Raw genomic sequence first — 19,622 nt, forward strand, 5'->3', positions numbered from 1 at the left:
GTAGAGAGGGGCGGGCGGCACCGAAACCGCCCCCATTTCGATCAGGCCCCAGCCTGGTGGTGCGGTTCGATCGCCGCGGTCATCTGCGTGCCGAGCAGCGGGCGCAGCACCCGCGGGTCGAGCACCTTGACCAGCTCGCGCGCGAAATCCAGGTTCGCCGCCAGCCCTTCCGCCGCCTCGCTGGTGACGGTGGAGATGCGCACCAGCACGCCGTCGACGATCCAGCCGGCCATCTGGCTCTTCAGCCGCGCCATCAGCTGCTCGTTGCCCGATTGCGGCAGATATTCGCCCACCCGCGCCCAGTAGAGGATCTGCTCGGTACGGTTGTAATTGGTCGCGGTCAGCGCGCGGCCCGGAATCGCCACCGTGTCGGCAATCGGAATCATCTCCGGATGGCTTTCCAGCACGGTGAAGCCGAAGAACGGGTAGCAGACCTCAGGCCGGTGCAGCTGGAGCAGATCGGTCTGTGCGTTGCCATAGGCGATCAGCAGCATCACCGTGGTGCCGTCGGGGCGCGAAAAGGCGCGGCTGACCACCTGGTTGTACAGCTTGTCCTCCAGGCTGCCTTCGCGCGGCGGCGCGATCAGCGCGCCGGTATCCTCGGCTTTCCAGGTGCCGAATGCCTTCGGCATCAGCGTGTCGAGCTTGGTCGCGCCAAGCAGGTCCATGCGGCGCCGCGGCTTGAGGCCCAGCGAAGCGCCGGCCGCGGCGAAGCAGCCGCCCCCGATCAGCAGGTCACGCCGGTTGAACATGGGACCTCCGACGCAGGAACAGCTGGGTTTGCTCGACCGCCCAGTCGATCGCGAAGATGCAGAGCAGCGCCACCACGAACATCACCATCCCGGTGGAGACGTGGAGGAAGCTCTGCGCCGCCTCGTCGCCCATATGGTAGGTGATCAGCACCAGGATGATGATGCGCAGGATGTTGGTGAGCACCGCGACGGGGATCACGAGTGCCGCGATGAACAGCGCATAGCGCCAGGAGGGCTTGTTCTTGATGTAGATGTACAGCAGTGTTACCACGACCAGGCTGGAGAGCGAGCGGAGGCCCGAACAGGCGTCCTCGACCAGCAGCTGGTAGGGGCCGACGAACAGCGTCACGCCCTGGCGCAGGATCGGATAGTCGAGCCACGAGAGGAAGCCGGTCGCGGCATAGGAGACGAACTCCTTGAGCGGCGCGGTGACGCGGTCGACAGCCCAGCCCGGCGGCGGCACCAGGAAGAAAAGCCAGAGCACCGGGAACCAGGCGGCGCGCAGGGCGCGGCCGCCGAAATAGAGATAGCCCGCGCTGATCACCGCGCCGACAAGTCCGAGCGTCTCGATGCTGATGAAGTCGAAGATCCGGCCGAGCGAATAGAGTATCAGCGACGCGAGCAGCAGCAGCCCGCCGACCGCGAGATTGCCCGGCGCGCGCAGCGCCTCGATCGAGCTGCGCTGGCGCGCGAGCATCCAGGCGCCGGTGGCGAGCACGATCGGGCCGTGCACGCCGCCTTCGGCGCTCCACACCTGGCGGCCCAGGGTGACGAAGGTCGGGATCGCCAGCGCCAGCAGGCCGGCAATGGCAAACCAATAGCCGCCGCTCGTCCTGCTCTGCTGCCGCTCGAGAGCGGTCGCGGTCATATGGTCCAAATCAATATCCGTTCAGCACGCAACCGACGACGTTGGTACGATCTGCGCGCAGCGTACGGGTCAGCGTGTTTACATCGCGTATATAGCTGTTGTCCTTGCGCGCGACGATTATCGCATAGCCGGCGACGTTGGCGACGCGCTGCGCATCGGCGCAGGTATTGGCCGCGGTCGTGTCGAAGATGGTGATGTCGAACTCGCGGAGCAACTGCGTCGTCACGTCGCGGAACTGTTCGGACGAGAGCAGTTCCTGCGGACTGTGCTCGACATGGCCGGCGGGGATGATCGACAGCTGGTCGAGGCCGGTCGGGTGGATGATCGCGGCGAGTTCGACGTCGCCGGACGAGAGATAGTCGGCCAGGCCCGGCTTGGCCGGGTCGATCCCGAAGGCGGGGCCGACGGCGGGCGCGCGGAGATTGGCGTCGACCAGCGCGGTCTTGATGCCGATCTGCGCGAGCGCGGTCGCCAGGTTGATCGCGACGAAGCTGCAGCCGGCGCCTTCGGCGGCGGCGCAGATCGCCAGCGCGCGGCGCCCCTCGCGCAGGTGCTGCGCGATGATGCGGGTGCGCAGCGCGCGGATCGCTTCGGCCTCGATCCCCGTCGGATCGGACAGGACGAGCTGATATTCGAGCGCGGCGGTGGTGTCCGGCGTCGTCGGCACGGCGCTCGGACGATCGCCTTCGGGCAGCGGTTCGGGCGTGGTCATCGCGTCCATCAGTTTACTGCAGCTCCGTGCGGTTCGGCGGTTTCGCCGAGAGTTTCATGGGCGCGGCGAAGGCGGGCGGCGAGCGCGGCGCGGCTCTGCACCACGCCCAGCACCGGCGCGTCGACGGCGGTTTCGAGATCCTCGGGGCTGCGCACGCGGCGGCCGAGCAGCTCGACGAGCAGCGCGATCAGCAGGCCCAGGCCCAGGCCGAACGCCGCGGCGCCGCCGATGATCATCGGCACCTTGGGGGAATAGGGGCTGTCGGGCGCGCTGGCTTCGCTCAGCGTCGACATGCCGGTGTCGTTGCTGCTCGCCTCGAGACGAAGGTCGGCGACGCGCTGCGCGGCCTTCATATACTGGTCCTGCTTCAGCGTGACGTCGCGCTGCAGCTGGTTCAGCTGGTCCACGTCCTGGCGATTGCCGAGCACGCGGGCACGCTGGGCGTTGGCCGCGCTCTGAAGCTGGCTTTGCGCCGAACCCGCGCCGCCGCCGGCCTGGGCACGTTCCTGCGCCGCCGCCCGGGCATAAACCTCGCGCTGGCGCTGCAGCGCCTGGAAGGCCGGGTGGTTCGGGCCGAGATTGGTGGCGGCCTGCTGGATCTGCTGGTCGATCTGGGCGAGCTGGAGCTGCGCCGGACCCATGCCGCCGCCCGCGACCGGCGCCACCGGCACCGCCGACTGGCCGCTCAGCTGCGACAGCTTCTGGGTATCGATGTCGGTGCCGGTATCGGTGAGGACGATGCCCGATTTCTTGACGAAGGCGGTGCGCGCCTCGACCGCGGCGAGCAGCGCCTGGCGCGCCGATTCGGCCTGCTGGGCGTACCAGTCTGCCGACTTGGCGGCCGCCGACCGCTTGTTCGACAGCGACTGGGCGAGGAACGCGGTGCGGATCATGTTGGCGATCCGCTCGGCGCGTTCCGGCGAGCTGTCGGAATAGGAGATCTCGAGGATGTTGCTCCCCTCGATCACGCTCGCATTGGTATTTTCGATGATCAGCTTGGCGAGCCAGCGACGAATGTCGCCGGTCGCCGCCGCGGGCGAGGCGTTGAACGCGGCGATGTTCGCCGGATCATTGGCCCAGCCCAGCTCGTCGACCACGCGGCCGACGGTACCGTAATCCTCGATCAGCTCGGTCTGGGTCTGCACATAGGCGCGCATGAACTGCGAGTTCATGACCTGCCCGGTGACCGGGTCCGGCTTGAACGTGTCCATCACCAGCCTGGTGGTCGCGCGGTAGCGCTCGGGCAGGAACTGCACCACCAGGGTCGCGGTAGTGACGCAGACAAGGAAGGCCGGGAGGATGATCCACCGGCGTGCCCAGAGAATGCGGAAGAATTGGGTGATATTCACTGGTGCGCCTCGTCCGCTGCCAACATTGCGTGGATCAGAACAACCGTTCGCCGATGACGATCGTGTCACCCGGCTTGATCGGGTCGTCCAACTTCAACTTGATCTCCTGGCCATCGCGCGTGACCTTGATCCGCTTGATCGAGCCGGCCGGTCCAAGACCGCCGCCCTGCGCGACCGCGCGGCGGAGAGTCATATCCGCCCGAATCGGATATACCCCAGGCGCGTTGACTTGGCCATAAATGTAGAACCGCTCCACTTCGGGCACGAAAACCTTGTCGCCGGCGGCGACGGTGGGATCGTCCTCCGGGCCGCCCTGGGCGAGCTTCTTGTAGTCGAGCTTGAGGTTGGTGCCGTCGGCGCGGGTGAGCATCACGAAGTCGGCCGCATCGGGCTTGAGACCGCCGGCCCGCGCGATGATCTCCGAGACATGGTAGCCGCGGTCGACCGGCTGCAGGCCGGCGGTGCCGACCTGGCCCAGCACGGTCACATAGTTGCTGACGAAGGTGACGATGTCGACGCTGACGATCGGCTTGGCGTAATAGCCGCCCGCCTTCAGCAGATCCTGCACCTTCTTGACCAGCGTGATCGCGGTTTCGCCCTTGGCCTGCACCGCGCCCAGATAGGGCAGGGTGATCGTGCCGTCGGACTGGACGCGGGCGCGCGTCTTGAAGTCGCTCTGGCCGAGCACGTCCACCTCGAGCACGTCGTCGACGCCGATGACGTAGCCAACCGGCGCCGACCCGGAGGAGATCGGCGCGGCAGGGGTGGCGGTCTGCACCGGCGTCGCCGGCGCCTGCTGCTGCGGCTGGGCAGCGGCAGGACGCGAACGTGCCGGGGCGGCGGGACGGGTCGTGGCAATTTGCGCCGCGGCAGGCACCGCGAGCGCGGTCATGCCGGCGAACGCCGAGACAAACATAAACCTACCCTTGTCGTACATGTATGCGGCCCTTGTCAGAGCGCCAGCGAGGCCGTGAGATTGACCCGTTTGGCGTGGTATTTGAAAAGCCGGAGATTCGACGTCCGTTCGTCATAGCCCGCACCCAGCACGAAGCGGATGCGCCGAGTCGCGTCGTAGGACGCATTGGCACCCAGAGACAACATGTTGTCGTTGCCCGAAATTGGGGCACCTACGAACCGGTTCGACGAGGCATAGTCGCGCCACGTCTTGTTCGCGAAGACCGACAGCTTGGTGCGCGGGGTGAGATCGTGGGTGATCGTCGCCCCGAGGTTGGTCATGATCTCGTAGCTGACGAAATAGAGCACCGAAGGCTGCGCGGCGCGCGATCCCACCAGCTGCACCGTGAACAGGTCGGCGTTGTAGAGCGCCGAGAGATCGAAGCCGACACCCGAGAAGCTGTCCGTGCCGGAAAGCTTCGGATCCACCTTGGTGTAGTTCACCGATCCGCGGAAGTTGAGGCGGCTGGACACGCTGCGCTCCAGCTGGACGCCCGCCGCATAGCTCTTGATGCCGTCCTCGCCGCCGCCGGCCGGGGCCGGCCGATGGACGTACGTGCTGTCCGAATAGCGGCCGAACACCGAGATCGTGCCCAGCGAGGGCGATTGCAGCCCGAGCTGCGCGGTGAAGGTATCCATGTCCGAATCGGCGTATTTCCGGGTGACCTGGCTGTTGCGCACTTCGGTGCGCGAATAGCCCAGCGTCGGACGCAGCCCGTACGGGCCGCCGCAGCCGACATCGGCACTGTAGCGCCGCGATTCCTCGGTATTGCGGAAGGCGTCCGGCGAATCGAGCACGTAGAGGCTCGACAGGTCGCTGATTCGGCTCTGATAGCCGATCTCGCCATGGACGAGGCACGAGGCGAGCCGCTGGTCGGCACCGCCGGTGAGCGAGATGTTCTCGCGGTTCAGGTTGGTGTATTTGCTGTAGAACCGATAGCCGACCGAGCCGGCGAGATAGGTGGTGCCGGTCGCCCGCGGCAGCACGATGTTGAGGTCCAGCGACGGTGCCGCCAGCACGTCGTCGGTCCCGTCGCCCCTGCCGCTGATGCGCGGATCGCTGACCACGACGTTGTCGTTGTACTCGATCATCGCGCTCGCCCGCACGTCGATCTGCCGACCGCTCGTGTTCGGACGCGGCGTGAACGCCGTGCGCTGTGCCAATGCGGGATCGGTCCATGCTGCAGTCGCGAACATTGCGACCAGACCACAGGATAGGGTGAAGCGGCCAGTCAGGCGCGCATTTTCAGCCTTTTGAATGTCGTGTTCTCGCACGATGGTCCCCCCGGGTGCTCGCTTCATTATCAATGGCCTCCAATACAAGCAACCGGATCAACGCCTTGGCAAAGGCGCCGGAACCTGCCTTGGCCCTGTCCCCCGACCGTTTTTCCTTCCGGAAAAACGTCGAGCCAAGCGCAAACTCCCATTTCGAGGCGGTGGTTGCTTAACGGGCTATTATCACATTCGCGAGCATCTAGCGAGTTGCCCCGCGCACTGCTAGTGCAGGTGCGAACGCCGCGGGAAGTCCTTCGATTCCTGCGGTGAATGGAAAGGACATGCATGCAGACGCCATATGATTGGGTCGCAATCGCGATATTCGCCGGCCTGATCGTTATCTTCCTGCAACGTTCTCAGGCCGATTCGGTTGTCCGCGACACCATGATCAGCTATTTACCGCCGGCGATAGGCTGCGCCGTGGCGAACTATTTGGGGAACGAGAACTATCATGTGTTCGCGATTCTCACGATCGTTCTGGTGCTTGCGTATATAGCGTTCGTGATCAAGCCGTACGAATTCATCAAGCGTCGCTGAAAAAGTGGACGGCGATTCGTGAAGAGGATGTCCTGAGGCGCGAGCCCAGGTTCGCCCCGGCTTGCCGGCGGCATATTTTTAAAGAGGTGGTCGAGTGGCTTTAGGTTCCGCGCTGAAGTTCTTGTGGCCCTTCGGGCGCCGCGAAGTACCCGAGGACGATGGCTATCTCCCGATCGCCGCGACCGTCGTGCCGCATCGGGACGCGCACGGCACCAGCCGGCTGCGCCCCGATTTCCCGACCTTCCGTGCCTCGGCGCTGGATCGTCCGCTGGATCGCCGTCGCGAGGAGCGGCGCGAGATCACCCGTGCCCGCTTCGCGCTGGCGACCTATTTCACGCCGACCCAGCCGGTCGCCGATCGTTCCAGCTTCGCCGGGCGGCTGGGCGTGCTCGCCCGGCTGATCTCGGCGATCGAGAGCCAGCGCAGCCATGTCGTGCTCTATGGCGAGCGCGGCATCGGCAAGACCTCGCTGCTCCACGTGCTCGCCGACGTCGCGCGCGAATCCAGCTACATCGTCAGCTATGCGACCTGCGGTTCGAACGCGAACTTCTCGGATCTCTTTCGCGCGGTGCTGCAGGACGTGCCGCTGCTGTTCCACCGCGACGTGGCTCCCAATGCGGGAGAGGCCGAGAGCGGCGGCAGCGTCGCCGATCGCCTGCCCGCAGGCAAGTTCGGCGCCGGCGAGCTCGCCGATCTGTGCGCCGACATCACCGGCACGCGGGTGCTGATCATCCTCGACGAATATGATCGCGTCGAGGACACCGCCTTCCGCCAGCAGGTCGCCGAGCTGATCAAGAACCTGTCGGATCGCGCCGCACGGGTCCAGCTTGTGATCGCAGGTGTCGCTTCCAACCTTCAGGAATTGATCGGCTATGTGCCGTCGATCCGCCGTAACGTGATCGGCCTGCCGATGCCGCGGCTGGAGGAGAGCGAAGTCCAGGAAATGATCGCGCTGGGCGAAACCGCCTCGGGCGTGCGATTTGATCCGAACCTGACCAGAATCATCCATCTGCTCGCGCTGGGCTCGCCCTATTTCGCGCGGCTGCTCTGCCACCATGCCGCGGCCGAGGCGCTCGACCAGGGCCGGCTCACCGTCGACCAGGGCCATCTGCGCCGCGCGCTCGATGCCGCGATCGTCGAGATGGAAGGTCGGATGGCGCCGCGCACCGTGCTGGAGATGCGCAAGTTCGTCGGCGGCCGCTACGATCCGCTGCTCGCCGCGCTCGGCGAAGCATCCCGCTCGATTGACGGCTGGTTCGGCGGACGCGCGGTCGTGGAACTGCTCCCGGGGGCGCCGATCACCGCGCAGCAGGTCGAGCAGGAACTGGCCGGGCTCACCGTCCAGCTGGGCCTCGAGACCGAGATGCAAGACGGCGAGCGTCGCTTCCGCTTCACCGACGACACGCTGCCGATCTATCTGTGGCTGATGGTCGGCCGGTTGCGGCTCGACAGCGGCACGCTCGAGGACGTGCTCGCGACGGTGTGATGCGCGGGCGAGGGGGCCGGGTGCCCCCTCGCTGCATGCTCGTTCAGATCGGCAGCCCGATCGCCTGCAACAGTCCCGCGCCGCCGCGCCAGAAGCGGAGCGCGATCAGCGTTCCCAATGCCTTGGCGCGCGCGCCCTGGGTCGCGGGGGTGCGCAGGATCCGCGCATAGTCTCCGGGAATGAACACCGGCTGCATCGCCGAGCGCGCCACCCAGCGCAGCCGGCCGCGCGGCTGCTCCAGGCTTAGCAGGAACAGCTCGCGCTGGATGCGGCGCGTCTTCTTGAGCATCGCGTTCCAGTCGGGGCGCGGCGGATGGCCGACCGAGGCATCGCCGCAATAGTCGATCTTCATGCCCATCCGTACTGCGCGGTTGCACCATTCGATGTCTTCGGAGACGCCGGTGCGGAAGCCGCCGATCCGCTCGAAATCCGTGCGCATCACGAACAGGTTGGCGGTGACGGTGAACTGCGACTTGCGGACATAGCTTTCATTGTCGAACGCCAGCGCGAGCTCCACCGCGGCGCTGCCGGTCAGCTTGCCCTCGGGCGGCAGCACGAACATGTGGCCGCCGAGGAAGGTGCCGGGCTGCACCATTGCCGCGCCCGCCGCCAGCCAGCCCGGCTGGGCCACGCAGTCGCTGTCGATGAAGGCGAGGATCTCGCCGCAGGCCTCCGCGGCCGCGCCGTTGCGCGCCGGGCCTGCGCCCTTTTCGGTGACCGTCACCACCCGCGCGCGCCCGGCGGCCACCGCCTCGACCGCCTCGATGCCGCAGGGCGAGGCGTTGTCGCCGACGATGATCTCATAGGCGTCACGGTCGATCGTCTGCCGGTCGATCGAATCGAGGCACAGCGCCAGCCCGTGCAGATCGTTGTAGTGGGGGAGGACGACGCTGATCCGGGGCGTGCTCATTTTTTCTTCGCTCCCCAGCCTGCGAACAGTTCGCGCAGCCGGTTGGCCAGCGCGGTCTGGTCGGTGGTCGCCAACTTCGGCTCGGCCGCTTTGGCGGCGGCGACCGCCTCGCCCAGCTTGGTTTCGTCGCGGACGGACTGGAGCAGGCCGCGATCGGCGAAAGTCTGCGAGATCTCCTCCTGGTGATCGTCATAATGCTCGCCCAGATCGAAGCGGCGCGGGAAGGCGACGACGCGGCAGCCGGCGCGCAGCGCAGTGACCAGCGAGCCGCTGCCGCCGTGGCAGATCACCATGTCCGCGTCGCGCAGCAGCAGCTGCAACTCGTCGAACGGGATGGTGCGGCAGATCTCGACGCCGGGAATGCCCGGGTCCTCCAGGTCCTGGTCGCCGTGCTGCAGCACGAGCCGGCCGGGCAGCCCGCCGGCGCGCTTCAGATCGAGCACCGCCTGCACCAGCCGCGGGAAGGGCAGGGTGGCGCCGACCGTGGCGAAGGTGAGTTCCTGCTTGGGCGGCCGCGGCGTATCGAGCATCCGGAACGGATCGAACAGCTCCGCATCGGGCCAGATTTTCTTGAGCGCGGGCGATTGGACGAAGCTGATCGTTGCGACCGGCTTGGCCATCTTGCCGAAGGCGGAGGGGTGGTGGAAGCGCGCGAAGCTCTCGATGTGGACGAACTTGGCGCCCGAGAGCTTGGCGATGAGCGCGGTGAAGAACACCGCGCCGGCGCCGGTCGAGATCACCACATCGGGTTTCTGGCGGCGGACGATGCCCAGGCTCTGGCGGAAATTGCGCCAGGCACCGGCGGCCATGTGCAGCGGATGGCCGAGCCGCGCCTGGCCTAGCGCGTAATGCTCGACGAGCTCGACCGGGTGCTTCTCGCCCAGGCTGCGGCCCAGCGCGGTATCTTCGGTCACGAAGAAGTAATCATGCTCCTTCCAAACCGATTCCAGATCGAGGATCTGGCGAAGATGCCCGCCCCCCGAGGCGGCGAGGCACATCTTGAGCGGCCTGCCCGTATTTTGTTCCGTCGCGGTCGCGTCTGCCATGTCGTCCCCTTCGTACCATCTGTCTCCCGGCGGGAGCCATGCTGCACTGCCAACACTATTGCGGATGCCCGCCCGCCCGAATAGGTTCAAGTAGAAGTTTGTGCCGTGCGCAATTCCGTGCCGGCGGGGAGGTTTTCATGAAGAAATGGTTCCTGGTGACGGCGGCGGCTGCGGCTGCGCTGGCCGTATCCGGATGCGGCAGCAAGGACGGCAAGCTCGACAAGGGCCAGGTCGTCGCCAGCGTGGATGGCGACGAGATCACGATCTTCGAGCTCAACGCCGAAGTGCAGGCGGCGCCGACTCCGGCCGGGACCGACCGCAAGCTGGCCGAGCAGCTTGCGCTGCAGCGCATCATCGAGCGCAAGATCCTGTCGAAGATCGCGCGCGAGCAGAAGCTCGACAAGACCCCGGCCTTCCTGATCCAGCAGCGCCGTGCGGACGAGCTGATCCTGACGACGATGCTGCGCGACAAGATCGCCGGCGGCGTCGCCCAGCCCACCGAGGCCGAGATCACCCAGTATCAGGCGGCGCATCCGGACCGGTTCGCGCAGCGCAAGATCTACAGCATCGATCAGATCGTCTTCCCGGCACCCAGCTCGGCGGACAAGTTCAAGCAGTTTGCGCCGCTCAAGACGCTCGACCAGCTCGCTGCCAAGCTGACCGCCGACGGTACCCAGTTCCGCCGCGCGCCGACCCAGCTCGACACCGCGGCGCTGCCGCCGGAGATCGCGGGCAAGATCGCCGCGCTCCCGGCTGCGGAGATGTTCATCCTGCCGACCCAGCAGGGGCTGACCGCGAACGTGATCACCGCGACGACGGTGCAGCCGGTACCCGCCGACCAGGCCCATGCGCTGGCGCTGAACGCGCTGCGCAACGAGCGCTTCAGCAAGGCGGCCGACGCGCAGCTCAACGAGCGGCTGAAGAAGGCGCGGGCGACGGTGAAGTATCAGCCCGGCTACCAGGCTCCCCCGCAGATGCAGGGCGGCACGGCCTCGCCGGCGGCCAGCCCCGCCGCGCAGTGACAAACGAAAAGGGGTGGGGCCTCGCGGCGCCACCCCGTTTCGGACCGGCCGCGGCTCAGCTGCGGCCTTCGTTCCCGGTGCGATAGCCGTACCACCAGCGCTGCCGCTCGCGGACGATCGGCGTCCAGGCGCGGCTCACCGTCTTGAAGCGCTCGCGCTTTCCCGGCACCACCCCCGCCAGCAGCTTGCCGAGCACGGCATATTTGAGCGCGGCGAACCAGATTCCCCAGCCCGCGACGATTGCGCCCCCGGGGCTGTAATGCTTGCGGGCATAATGCATCCGGCCGATCGTCATGAACATGATCCGTCCGGCCGACAACGAATGGCCGCTGCCGGCATCGTGCATCACCTTGACCTCCGGATCGACCAGGACGGCATAGCCCTTGTCGCGGATGCGTTTGAACAAGTCGACTTCCTCCGAATAGAGGAAGAAGCTTTCGTCGAAGCCGCCGATCTCGCGCCACACATCGGCGCGGACCATCATGAAGCCGCCGTTGAGCACGTCGACCGGGCCGTGCGTGGTCGCCTCCGCGGGCAGACCGCCGCGGCGCAGGCGACCGGCGGAAACCACCGACAGCACGAAATCGCCGGGTGTCGGCAGCGCCAGGAAGTTGGCCGCGTCGAGATTGCCGGCCGGGTCGTAGGAGCGGCCGCCCCAGGCGGCGGCCTCGGGGGTCGCCCTGGCGAAGGCGACCAGCCGGTCGATCGCTCCCGGCTGCGGCACGGCATCCGGATTGACCAGCAGGAGCAGCGGCGCGCGCGCATGTGCGGCGCAGCGATTATTGCCGGCGCCGAAGCCGATATTGCCCTCGGAGGGCACGATCCGGACCTGGGGCAGCTCGGCGCGCACCAGTGCTTCGGTATCGCCGCCGCCATTGTCGATCATCAGGATCTCATGCGGCGTCGTCGGCGCGGCGGCGGCGATGCCGGCCACGCACTGCCGGATGAAATCGGTCGAGTGATAGGCGACCACCAAGACGGAGACGTGCGGCGTTGCTTCGGTGCTCATGCGCATAACTCTATCCGCAAAGCGTTGCAGCGTCGAGACGCCGCGGCAACGAAACACCTCGTTGGGGACGGTATCCGGAATGCTCCGAACAACCGCGTAACGCATGCCATTAAGTGTTTTTACACCACGCAATTACACCACTTATTTCATGGCCTTGTGACAATTCTCGCAGTGAGGGAATCGTACGTCGATTTGGGGTCGACGAGTAATGTAAGGGTAGCTCAACATGCCGGTTGTCAATACTCAGGCCGCGCTCGATGCGGCGATCAAGAACGCCAAGAGCGGCGATGTCATCCTGCTCGCGCCGGGGACGTACAGCTCGATCACGATGACGGGCATCAAGCCCGCGTCGAACATCACCATCCAGTCGCTGGACACGAACAACAAGGCGGTGGTGGGCACGGTATGGCTCACCAATTCGAGCAACATCACCCTCAAGGATTTTGACGTCGTCCGCCCGACGCGGCCGACCGACGAGTTCGCGACCGCGAACCGGGTCCTGTCGTCGAGCAACATCACCATCGACGGCGTGCATTTCAGCGGCGGCACCGGTGATCCCAGCAACGCACTCGGCTACGGCCTCGCCATTCGCGGCGGCACCAACAACAAGCTGATCAATTCCACCATCGACCATTTCGTTATTGGTCTCGACGTGCGCGGCGTCGACACGATGCTCGTGCGCGGGAACAGCTTCCTCGAAAACCGGCGCGATCACAGCAACTTTTCCGAGATGAAGAACGTCGTCATCGACGACAATCGCTTCGAGGGGCTATACCCGGTCAACGACGAGCATCCCGATGCGATTCAGTTCATGACGATGGGCCGCGCCTATGGCAGCAGCAACATCTCGATCACGAACAATGTCGTCCTCCAGGGGAACGGCCGTGGTACGCAGGGCTTCTACATGCAGGACGAAGTCGGCACGATGCCGTTCAAGAACGTCACGATCGATAACAATCTGATCTATCTGAGCGGGATGTATCACGGCATCAACCTGGAGAATACTCAGGGTGCCAAGGTCACCAACAACACGATCACGTCGATCACCGACGAGAAGTCGACCTGGATCCGCATCGAGAATGTTTCGGGCACGGTGTCCAACAACCTGACCGACGCGATTCTCATGGAAGGCACCAACAACGTCACGGCCCAGCAGAATATCGAACTGGTCAAGAATCCGGCGATCGTTCGGCAGATCGCCGATCTCAACAAGGGCAGCAAGGCGACGATCGCCGGCCTGATGTACGACAATGCGCCGTTCAAGGTGGGCTACCACACCGGCAAGAACCTGGCCGGAGCTGCCAGCCAGTTTACCAAAGAGGTCGCAGAGCAACTCGCCGCCCCGAAGCCCGCAGCATTGCCGCGGCTGCTGCTCGATCTTTCGTTCGGTGCCAAGGGCGTGGTCGACGCCTCGGAGTGGAGCACCGACGAGACGGTGGCACCGCTCGCTGCCAGCCGGATCAAAAACGGCATGCTGAGCGTCAAGACCGGGGCGGGCATGGAATTGTCGCGCGGCACGTCGCGGCAGCTCTTCAACCTTTCGGCCTTCACGCTGAACTTCGACATGAAGCGCGACGGCCAGACCGCGCCGGCCGGCCAGATCATCGGCATCTACAAGAGCTGGAACATCGCGCTGCGTGCCGACGGCGAGCTGACCTTCACGATGACCAACGACGCCGGCGTCACCTCCACCATGACGACGAGCGGTGCCAAGATCACCGATACTGCGGTGCACAAGATCGCGCTGAGCTATCAGAGCGAAGGCACCTCGACGCTCTATGTCGACGGGAAGGCGGTGGGCAGCGCCACTATGTCCGGCAGCACGCGCCAGCAGGAATATTGGGGCCTCTACGTCGGCAGCCCGTTCACCGCAGCGTTCAGCGGCGCGGTCGGCGATGTCGAGATGCGCGAGACGGCGTTCAGCCAGGCGCAGATCCTGGCGCTCAATGCCGGCGGCACGGTGAGCCAGCCGGCGACCGCGGCGGAAACGCTCAAGGCGATGGTGGCGAAGGGCGTGGCGGACACCGCCGCGACGCTGGCGGGCAGCACCGCCTGGGGCGGTGCGATGGCCTCGCCGGCGACGCTGAGCCTCGTCAGCGCCTTCGGCACGACCGGTACCTCGGTCTCGCCGCTGGCGACCGCGCTGGCCAACGCCAGTGCGAGCGGGTCGCGCTACACGAGCACGTCGCCCTTCTCGATGCTGACCACGCCGCGGCTGGCCGCGCTCGACCTGTACCACGGCTAAAAACGGGCCGTCTCTGGGTGGGTTGCCCCGTGCGATAGCTTGTCTTAAGCGCGGGGCAGTTTCTTGGGGGCGCTCGCTTTGAAGTTAGAAAACTTTCATCTGCGCGGCGTGCGCGGCCAAATGGTGGTGGGCTTCGGGGTCAAGGGCCTCGGTGCCGCCACCAGTTTTCTTTTTACTTTCCTGCTGGCGCGCATTGCCGGGGCCGCGGGCGTCGGCACCTTCGGCACCTCGCTGACCACGGTGCAGCTGTGCGTGACGCTGTCGCTGCTCGGCCTGGACGCTATCCTGGTGCGCTCGGTGTCGGTCCACCTCGCGCTCGACCAGACCGGGCGGGCGCGTGCTGCGGCGCGGCATGCGTTGCTGATGGGCACGTCCGCCGGACTCGCGCTGACGACGGTCATCGTCCTGTTCCACTGGCAGATCGCGGTCGACCTGATCGGCAGCCCGGCGATGGCGAAGAGCCTGATGGTACTCTCGCTGATCATTCCCATCATGGTCTATTGCCGGCTGCTTTCCACCGTGTTGCGCGGGGTGAAATGGATCGGTCTGTCGCAGTTCATCGACGGGCCGCTGACGACGTCGTTCGGCAGCCTGGTGCTCGCCGTCGTGCTGGTGATGGGCGTGCCGGTGAGCGCGGTGTTCCCCTCGCAGCTCTATCTGATCGGCTGGCTGATCACCGCGGCGCTGGCGACCTTCCTCTATACGCGGGCGGTGCGAAGCTGGCAGCCGCGCGTCCCGCTGGAGGAATCGCTGCTCAAGCCCGGCTTCCTGATCCTCGTCGCCAACCTCAACAACGTGTTCACCGACTGGTTCGCGACGATCATGCTCGCCGCGACGCACGGCCCGGCCGAGGCGGGGCTGTTCCGTGTCGGCTACCAGATCGCCGCGACGCTGAAGCTGTTTTCGGCGACCTCGGAAACGATTCTGCAGCCGGTATTCGCCGTCGCCTATCGGCAGGGCGACCTGCGCCGGATCGGCCGTATCCTCCGGCTGACCATCCTCGGCCTCATTCTCATCTCGGCGCCGCTCGCGCTGGCGGTGCTGGTCGTGCCGCAGTGGATCATGCGGATTTTCGGTGCACAGTTCACCGCCGGTGCCACTGCGATGCAGATCATGGTGCTGGGCCAGGTGTTCAGCCTGGTCTTCGCCGCCAGCGGCAGCGTGCTGATGATGGCGAGCCGCGAACGCCTCACCGTCGTCCTGACGACGATCTCGGCGGTGATCGGTACGGTTCTCTCGTTGATTTTCATTCCGCCTTATGGTGCGCTGGGCGCGGCGATTGCGATCCTGGGCCCGTTGCTGTTCTTGCGGCTGGCGTCCATGATAGCAGTCCGGCGCCTTGGCGTTCCGATTTTCTGAGGAGGCTTGGTTGGCAGGGGCCGTGCGACGTTCGAAGATGACCCTCGGCCGCGGTGCCCTGCGCCTGGACGCGCCATTCCGGGCGCTGCTGCGTCCGGGCCGTGACGTGCTGCCCGTCTATCATCCGGAACGGCCCGGTTGGTCGGTTGCGCTGCGCAAGCTGGCGCTGCTCACCGGCATCGTCCTGCTCGCCATCGTCTACGGCGTTCTCGTCGCGATCCTGCCGCCTTCGCTGCTGGTGGGCGCGGCGGCGCCGCTCGCGCTGCTTGCGATGCTGGTGGTATGGGCGCTGCCCGAAGCGAGGACCGCGCCGACTCGCGCGCTCACCCGTGTATACGCCGCGTTCGTGATCGTCTTCATCGCCTGGCCCAACTATCTGGCGATCGCGGTGGGCGGTCTGCCCTGGATCTCGATGCGTCGCCTTTTCGGTTTCGTGCTGACCGCGATCCTGATGATATGCCTGTCGATCTCCAAGCCCTTCCGGCAGCAGGTGGCGGAGGTGTTGCGTGCTTCGCCCTGGCTGTCGCGCCTGCTGATCGGTTTCTTCATCATCCAGTTTCTGGCGACGATCTTCTCGGTCGCGCCGGGCGAAACGATCGGGCGCTGGGTCCATATGACCTTCACCTCGACCGCGGTATGCTTCGCCACGATCTGGCTGTTCGGGCCGGGCGGCAAGAGCGTGCCGTGGCTGGTCAACCGGCTCGCCCTGGTGGTGTTCGCGCTGATGGTGATCGGCGTTCTCGAGGCGCGCACGCAGCACGTGCTGTGGCTGGGGCACATCCCCAGCTTCCTCCGCATCGAGGATGCGGTGCTGCAGCAATTGATTCAGCCGCACATCCGTGGCGCCTACCGCGTGATCACCACCTATACGACTCCGCTCGCCTATGGCGAATTGCTCGCGCTGACCACCCCCTTCATCCTGTTCCGGATTCTCAACGCGAAGACCTGGCCGATGCGGCTGATGTGGGTCGCGTTCGACGCCTTCATCCTGTACTCTGCGGTGCTGTCGACCGCACGCCTTTCGCTCGTCGGGTTCATCGCGGCGCACGCGCTGTTCGGGCTGTGCTGGGGCATCCACCGCTGGCGTAACGCCCGCGGGGACATGATCGGCATTTCCGCGACGATGATCTACCCCGCGCTGATGGTTGCGCTGATGCTGGCGGTGATATTCGTGCCGGCGATCCACATCCGCGTGCTGGGCGGCGGCGCGGCACAGGCAAGCACCGATGCGCGTAGCGCACAATTTCACATGGCCGTGCCCGTGATCGCGCGCCGGCCGCTGCTGGGCTATGGCCCGGGGCAGGGCGGTGGCGCGATCAACTGGCGCACGCCGGACGGCACGCTGACGATCGATCTCGGGCTCGTCGCGCTTTGCGCCGACGTCGGTGTTTTCGGCTTCCTCGCCTGGATGGGGACGTTGCTGCTCTCTATCGTCAGCCTGTTCCGCGCAGGCTTGCGCGACGCGACATCACCCTTTCCTGCCGAGTTCGCGATCGCGATATCGCTGGCGGTACTGATTTCGACCCGGCTCGTGCTGGCGCAGAGCGACAATGATCCGCTCTTCGTGATTCTGTTCGGCTTGTCTCTGGCGACGCTCTACAGGGCGCGCCTGCGGGATCGGGGAGATCCTATCCCAGGGGGAATGGCGGCGGCTGGTGCCGGCACGCACTGACCGTTTCTGCCCAACCATAGGGAGAAGCTAGTGATCGACGTCACGCGTAGGTCCGCGGTCGGCGGGCTGCTGATCGGCTCATTCGCGCCTGCCGCCTGTTCGGGCGCGGCAAGTTCCGCAGATCAGGGCAGCCGCGGCGGGCGCGGCAACGGTCTGCGGCCCGGGCGAAACTGGGACGGCACCGCTGGCAGCGGCGGCACGGCGCCGGCGCAGAGCGAAGTGGCGCGGGGCACGTTGGTACCCGACGAGCGCTTCATCGGCGGCTTCTCGGCGGCGCCCGGCCAGTGGATCCATGGCGAAGGCATTCGCATCACCGCGCTGGGCCTGCCGCCCCAGTCTGCCGACAGCAGCGAGATCAATTATTTCAAGGAGGCCGTGTTCTATCTGGAGGGAAACACGGTCACCGTCACCGACTGGAGCGTCAACCAGACGCCGGTTCGAATGTACGACGGGCGCATGGCGCCGCAGGGATCGATCGGCTTCTCGGTGGAGATCGGCGCCGGCGAAGGACCGGTGACGGCGGGCGACGCGATCCTGTATTGCTATCTGCGCGGCGAGCACGGGCTGGAACGGCGGATCGAGTTGCCGCTGGTCATCAATGTCGATCGCAGTCTCGATGCGAAGCGGCCGATGCGCTACGTCGATCCGGTCGACGGGGACGACAGCGCGGCCGGCACCCAGGCCGCGCCGTGGAGGACGATCGCCCGCGGCTTGACCAACCGCGGTGTGGGCAATGGCGGGTTGCTGATCCTCACACGGGCCGGTCGCTATGTGGAGGATCTCAACAGGCTGCCCGGCATGGGCCCGATCGACAATGCGCGCGTCATCGAAGTGAAGCCGGCCGAGGGGCTGCGCCCCGATCAGGTGATGATCACGCGCACCGACCGCTATCTCCCCGACCCTCGCTGGGGCATCCTGGCGCGGCGGGTGCACTTCCACGGCGTGACGGTCGACATGTCGAAATTCCCCAGGATCATGGGGGTGCCCGGCACCCAGGTGGGCTTTTTCGGATGCCAGTTGCTCGATCGCGAGCGCATGTACGGCGAAAGGAGCGCGGCGGGGCGCAGCATCGGCCTGAACCTCTTCAAGGGCGACCCGCGGCAGCGCGACATCCTCCCGCCACTGCCCTATCTCGGCCATGGCTTCTACCTGCTGGAGACGCTGTTCGAGGGGGCTGCGCCCATGGCGCCCCGTCTGTACCGGAACGTGACTGCGAAGTTGACGACGGATGCGTTCCAGGGCGGTCCGGGGTATGACGATGTCGTCATCGACGGCTATGACGCAGTGATCGGCGAGCCGGCGCCCATCCGGCTCCATCTGCCGCCGACGCTGATCGTGGAGTCGGTTGCCCGCGAGGGGCAGGGCCACACCGCCATCACCGTGCGCGATGCAGGCGGCCTGTCGCCGATGAAGAAGATCTGGGACCTCCAGGTCCGGATCGTGTCCGGTGCCAGTGCCGGACCCAAGCCCTATCAGCTGTTTCTGGCGGATCCCGTCACGCGCCGGATCGTCGTCGAGGGAGATCTCGCCGGTACGCTGTCGCCCGGCGACGAGATCATGTGCTACGCGATCTTTCATGTCGATTTTATGCAGCAGGGCGGGGTGCAACGGCCCAACCAGCGCGGCATGCGCAACACGACGGTGTTCCGCTACCATGCCGAAGGGCCGACGGCACAGCTGTTCCTGACCCAGGGGGGCGTGCGGCTGCTGCCGAATTCGGTGATCACCACCAACGGTACGGACTTCCGGATCGCGAGTCCCGCGGGCCAGAACGAGATCCTGCCCGACGACATCCTTCAGCTGCAGGGCGGGGGGCAGCCCGGAGAGTATCGCTTCGTCAAGAGCTTCGACGCGGCGAGCGGGTCGGGCGTGCTGCTCGAGCCCTTCAGCCGGGATCAGACCAGCGCACCGGTGGAGCGGGCCAAGACGATGACCGATTTCGTCATGGCGCTGTCTACCCTCCGCAAGACCGGGCATGGCTTCGAGATGGGCCAGTTTCAGCATGGCCATCGCAACTTCCTGCTCGCGCAGAACACTTTCATCAGCGAGCCCAATTGCCTGACCTTCCGCAGCAAGCTGCCGGGGCACGGTCACCGCAACCATGTCCAGCTGTTCAACCTGTGCACCCGGATCGATGCCGATCTGCCCGAGCTGCCGAGCTGGGGGCTGCGGATCGAGCATGCCCAGCTGCTGACTGGCAAGCCGCGCGGCAAATTCGGTCGGGTGCGGGAGGTTGCCCTGCGCTTCGGTGAAAAACAGCGCTACCAGCCCTCTCGGGATTTGCTGCGGATCGGGCGCAAGCCGCTGATCCCGTTCGACAGCTTCGGCAATCCGGTCGACGCCGATTCGCCGGTGGGGTCGCTCGCGGTATGAAGCCCGGGCGCGCCGGCCCTTGCGTCGGCGCGCCCAGGCGCTAAGCGCTGGGG

Annotated in this window: 16 protein-coding genes; 7 read left to right on the plus strand and 9 right to left on the minus strand. The window is 66.2% G+C overall.

Translation table 11 applies throughout. The features are described 5' to 3' along the window. Positions 1 to 41: 41 nt before the first annotated feature. From epsI to GGR89_RS04540, 6 genes are read right to left on the minus strand one after another with little or no spacing between them, the layout of a single operon-like run. On the minus strand, positions 42 to 752 hold the full coding sequence (gene epsI, locus GGR89_RS04515; protein WP_125975698.1) for an exosortase-associated protein EpsI, V-type: 711 nt from the start codon (positions 750 to 752) through the stop codon (positions 42 to 44). Beyond that, a complete protein-coding gene (xrtV, locus tag GGR89_RS04520; protein WP_125975700.1) occupies positions 736 to 1,620 on the minus strand; it encodes an exosortase V in 885 nt (294 codons plus the stop codon). Before xrtV ends, epsI begins: the two co-directional genes overlap by 17 nt. Before the next feature lie 10 nt (positions 1,621 to 1,630). Continuing rightward, on the minus strand, positions 1,631 to 2,341 hold the full coding sequence (locus tag GGR89_RS04525) for a CpsD/CapB family tyrosine-protein kinase (protein ID WP_125975702.1): 711 nt from the start codon (positions 2,339 to 2,341) through the stop codon (positions 1,631 to 1,633). After that, positions 2,341 to 3,681, minus strand: a complete 1,341-nt coding sequence (locus GGR89_RS22760) for a GNVR domain-containing protein (RefSeq protein WP_125975704.1) — start codon at positions 3,679 to 3,681, stop codon at positions 2,341 to 2,343. The genes GGR89_RS04525 and GGR89_RS22760 overlap by 1 nt, the downstream gene beginning before the upstream one ends. Before the next feature lie 34 nt (positions 3,682 to 3,715). Next, complete coding sequence (locus GGR89_RS04535; RefSeq protein ID WP_241217950.1) at positions 3,716 to 4,597, minus strand: SLBB domain-containing protein; 882 nt, start codon at positions 4,595 to 4,597, stop codon at positions 3,716 to 3,718. Between the two features lie 35 nt (positions 4,598 to 4,632). After that, positions 4,633 to 5,832: an outer membrane beta-barrel protein gene (locus tag GGR89_RS04540; protein WP_241213484.1), complete on the minus strand. Its 1,200-nt coding sequence runs from the start codon at positions 5,830 to 5,832 to the stop codon at positions 4,633 to 4,635. Between the two features lie 363 nt (positions 5,833 to 6,195). Between GGR89_RS04540 and GGR89_RS04545 the strand changes: the two genes are divergently transcribed. Further along, on the plus strand, positions 6,196 to 6,447 hold the full coding sequence (locus tag GGR89_RS04545; RefSeq protein ID WP_167712770.1) for an XrtV sorting system accessory protein: 252 nt from the start codon (positions 6,196 to 6,198) through the stop codon (positions 6,445 to 6,447). Positions 6,448 to 6,541: 94 nt separating this feature from the next. After that, the gene (locus GGR89_RS04550; protein ID WP_126001867.1) at positions 6,542 to 7,933 is read left to right on the plus strand and encodes an ATP-binding protein; all 1,392 of its coding nucleotides are present in this window, start codon (positions 6,542 to 6,544) and stop codon (positions 7,931 to 7,933) included. Between the two features lie 43 nt (positions 7,934 to 7,976). On the opposite strand, the gene GGR89_RS04555 is transcribed toward GGR89_RS04550, so the two are convergent. Then, positions 7,977 to 8,843: a glycosyltransferase family 2 protein gene (locus tag GGR89_RS04555; protein WP_125975710.1), complete on the minus strand. Its 867-nt coding sequence runs from the start codon at positions 8,841 to 8,843 to the stop codon at positions 7,977 to 7,979. Beyond that, positions 8,840 to 9,889, minus strand: coding sequence for a beta-1,4-glucuronosyltransferase WelK (welK, locus tag GGR89_RS04560; protein WP_125975712.1), 1,050 nt, complete (start codon positions 9,887 to 9,889; stop codon positions 8,840 to 8,842). Before welK ends, GGR89_RS04555 begins: the two co-directional genes overlap by 4 nt. Positions 9,890 to 10,026: 137 nt before the next feature. On the opposite strand from welK, the gene GGR89_RS04565 reads away from it, so the two are divergent. Beyond that, a complete protein-coding gene (locus tag GGR89_RS04565; protein WP_125975714.1) occupies positions 10,027 to 10,911 on the plus strand; it encodes an EpsD family peptidyl-prolyl cis-trans isomerase in 885 nt (294 codons plus the stop codon). A gap of 55 nt (positions 10,912 to 10,966) precedes the next feature. On the opposite strand, the gene GGR89_RS04570 is transcribed toward GGR89_RS04565, so the two are convergent. Beyond that, complete coding sequence (locus GGR89_RS04570) at positions 10,967 to 11,920, minus strand: glycosyltransferase family 2 protein (protein ID WP_125975716.1); 954 nt, start codon at positions 11,918 to 11,920, stop codon at positions 10,967 to 10,969. A 226-nt stretch (positions 11,921 to 12,146) separates the two neighbouring features. Between GGR89_RS04570 and GGR89_RS04575 the strand changes: the two genes are divergently transcribed. From GGR89_RS04575 to GGR89_RS04590, 4 genes are all read left to right on the plus strand, one after another. After that, on the plus strand, positions 12,147 to 14,165 hold the full coding sequence (locus GGR89_RS04575) for a LamG-like jellyroll fold domain-containing protein (protein WP_125975718.1): 2,019 nt from the start codon (positions 12,147 to 12,149) through the stop codon (positions 14,163 to 14,165). A 108-nt stretch (positions 14,166 to 14,273) separates the two neighbouring features. Continuing rightward, complete coding sequence (locus tag GGR89_RS04580; RefSeq protein WP_241213485.1) at positions 14,274 to 15,524, plus strand: oligosaccharide flippase family protein; 1,251 nt, start codon at positions 14,274 to 14,276, stop codon at positions 15,522 to 15,524. A 22-nt stretch (positions 15,525 to 15,546) separates the two neighbouring features. Next, a complete protein-coding gene (locus GGR89_RS04585; protein WP_125975720.1) occupies positions 15,547 to 17,196 on the plus strand; it encodes an O-antigen ligase family protein in 1,650 nt (549 codons plus the stop codon). Between the two features lie 30 nt (positions 17,197 to 17,226). Continuing rightward, on the plus strand, positions 17,227 to 19,569 hold the full coding sequence (locus GGR89_RS04590) for a hypothetical protein (RefSeq protein ID WP_125975722.1): 2,343 nt from the start codon (positions 17,227 to 17,229) through the stop codon (positions 19,567 to 19,569). The last annotated feature ends 53 nt before the right edge of the window (positions 19,570 to 19,622 follow it).

This window comes from Sphingomonas trueperi, assembly GCF_011927635.1.
Classification (GTDB): Bacteria; Pseudomonadota; Alphaproteobacteria; order Sphingomonadales; family Sphingomonadaceae; genus Sphingomonas; species Sphingomonas trueperi.

Coding starts and splice junctions, on each gene's coding strand:
- GGR89_RS04535 (WP_241217950.1), bottom strand. CDS start 4,597: ATGTTTGTCTCGGCGTTCGCCGGCATGACCGCGCTCGCGGTGCCTGCC.
- GGR89_RS04525 (WP_125975702.1), bottom strand. CDS start 2,341: ATGGACGCGATGACCACGCCCGAACCGCTGCCCGAAGGCGATCGTCCG.
- GGR89_RS04565 (WP_125975714.1), top strand. CDS start 10,027: ATGAAGAAATGGTTCCTGGTGACGGCGGCGGCTGCGGCTGCGCTGGCC.
- GGR89_RS04545 (WP_167712770.1), top strand. CDS start 6,196: ATGCAGACGCCATATGATTGGGTCGCAATCGCGATATTCGCCGGCCTG.
- xrtV (WP_125975700.1), bottom strand. CDS start 1,620: ATGACCGCGACCGCTCTCGAGCGGCAGCAGAGCAGGACGAGCGGCGGC.
- welK (WP_125975712.1), bottom strand. CDS start 9,889: ATGGCAGACGCGACCGCGACGGAACAAAATACGGGCAGGCCGCTCAAG.
- GGR89_RS04540 (WP_241213484.1), bottom strand. CDS start 5,832: ATGTTCGCGACTGCAGCATGGACCGATCCCGCATTGGCACAGCGCACG.
- GGR89_RS04570 (WP_125975716.1), bottom strand. CDS start 11,920: ATGAGCACCGAAGCAACGCCGCACGTCTCCGTCTTGGTGGTCGCCTAT.
- epsI (WP_125975698.1), bottom strand. CDS start 752: ATGTTCAACCGGCGTGACCTGCTGATCGGGGGCGGCTGCTTCGCCGCG.
- GGR89_RS04575 (WP_125975718.1), top strand. CDS start 12,147: ATGCCGGTTGTCAATACTCAGGCCGCGCTCGATGCGGCGATCAAGAAC.
- GGR89_RS04555 (WP_125975710.1), bottom strand. CDS start 8,843: ATGAGCACGCCCCGGATCAGCGTCGTCCTCCCCCACTACAACGATCTG.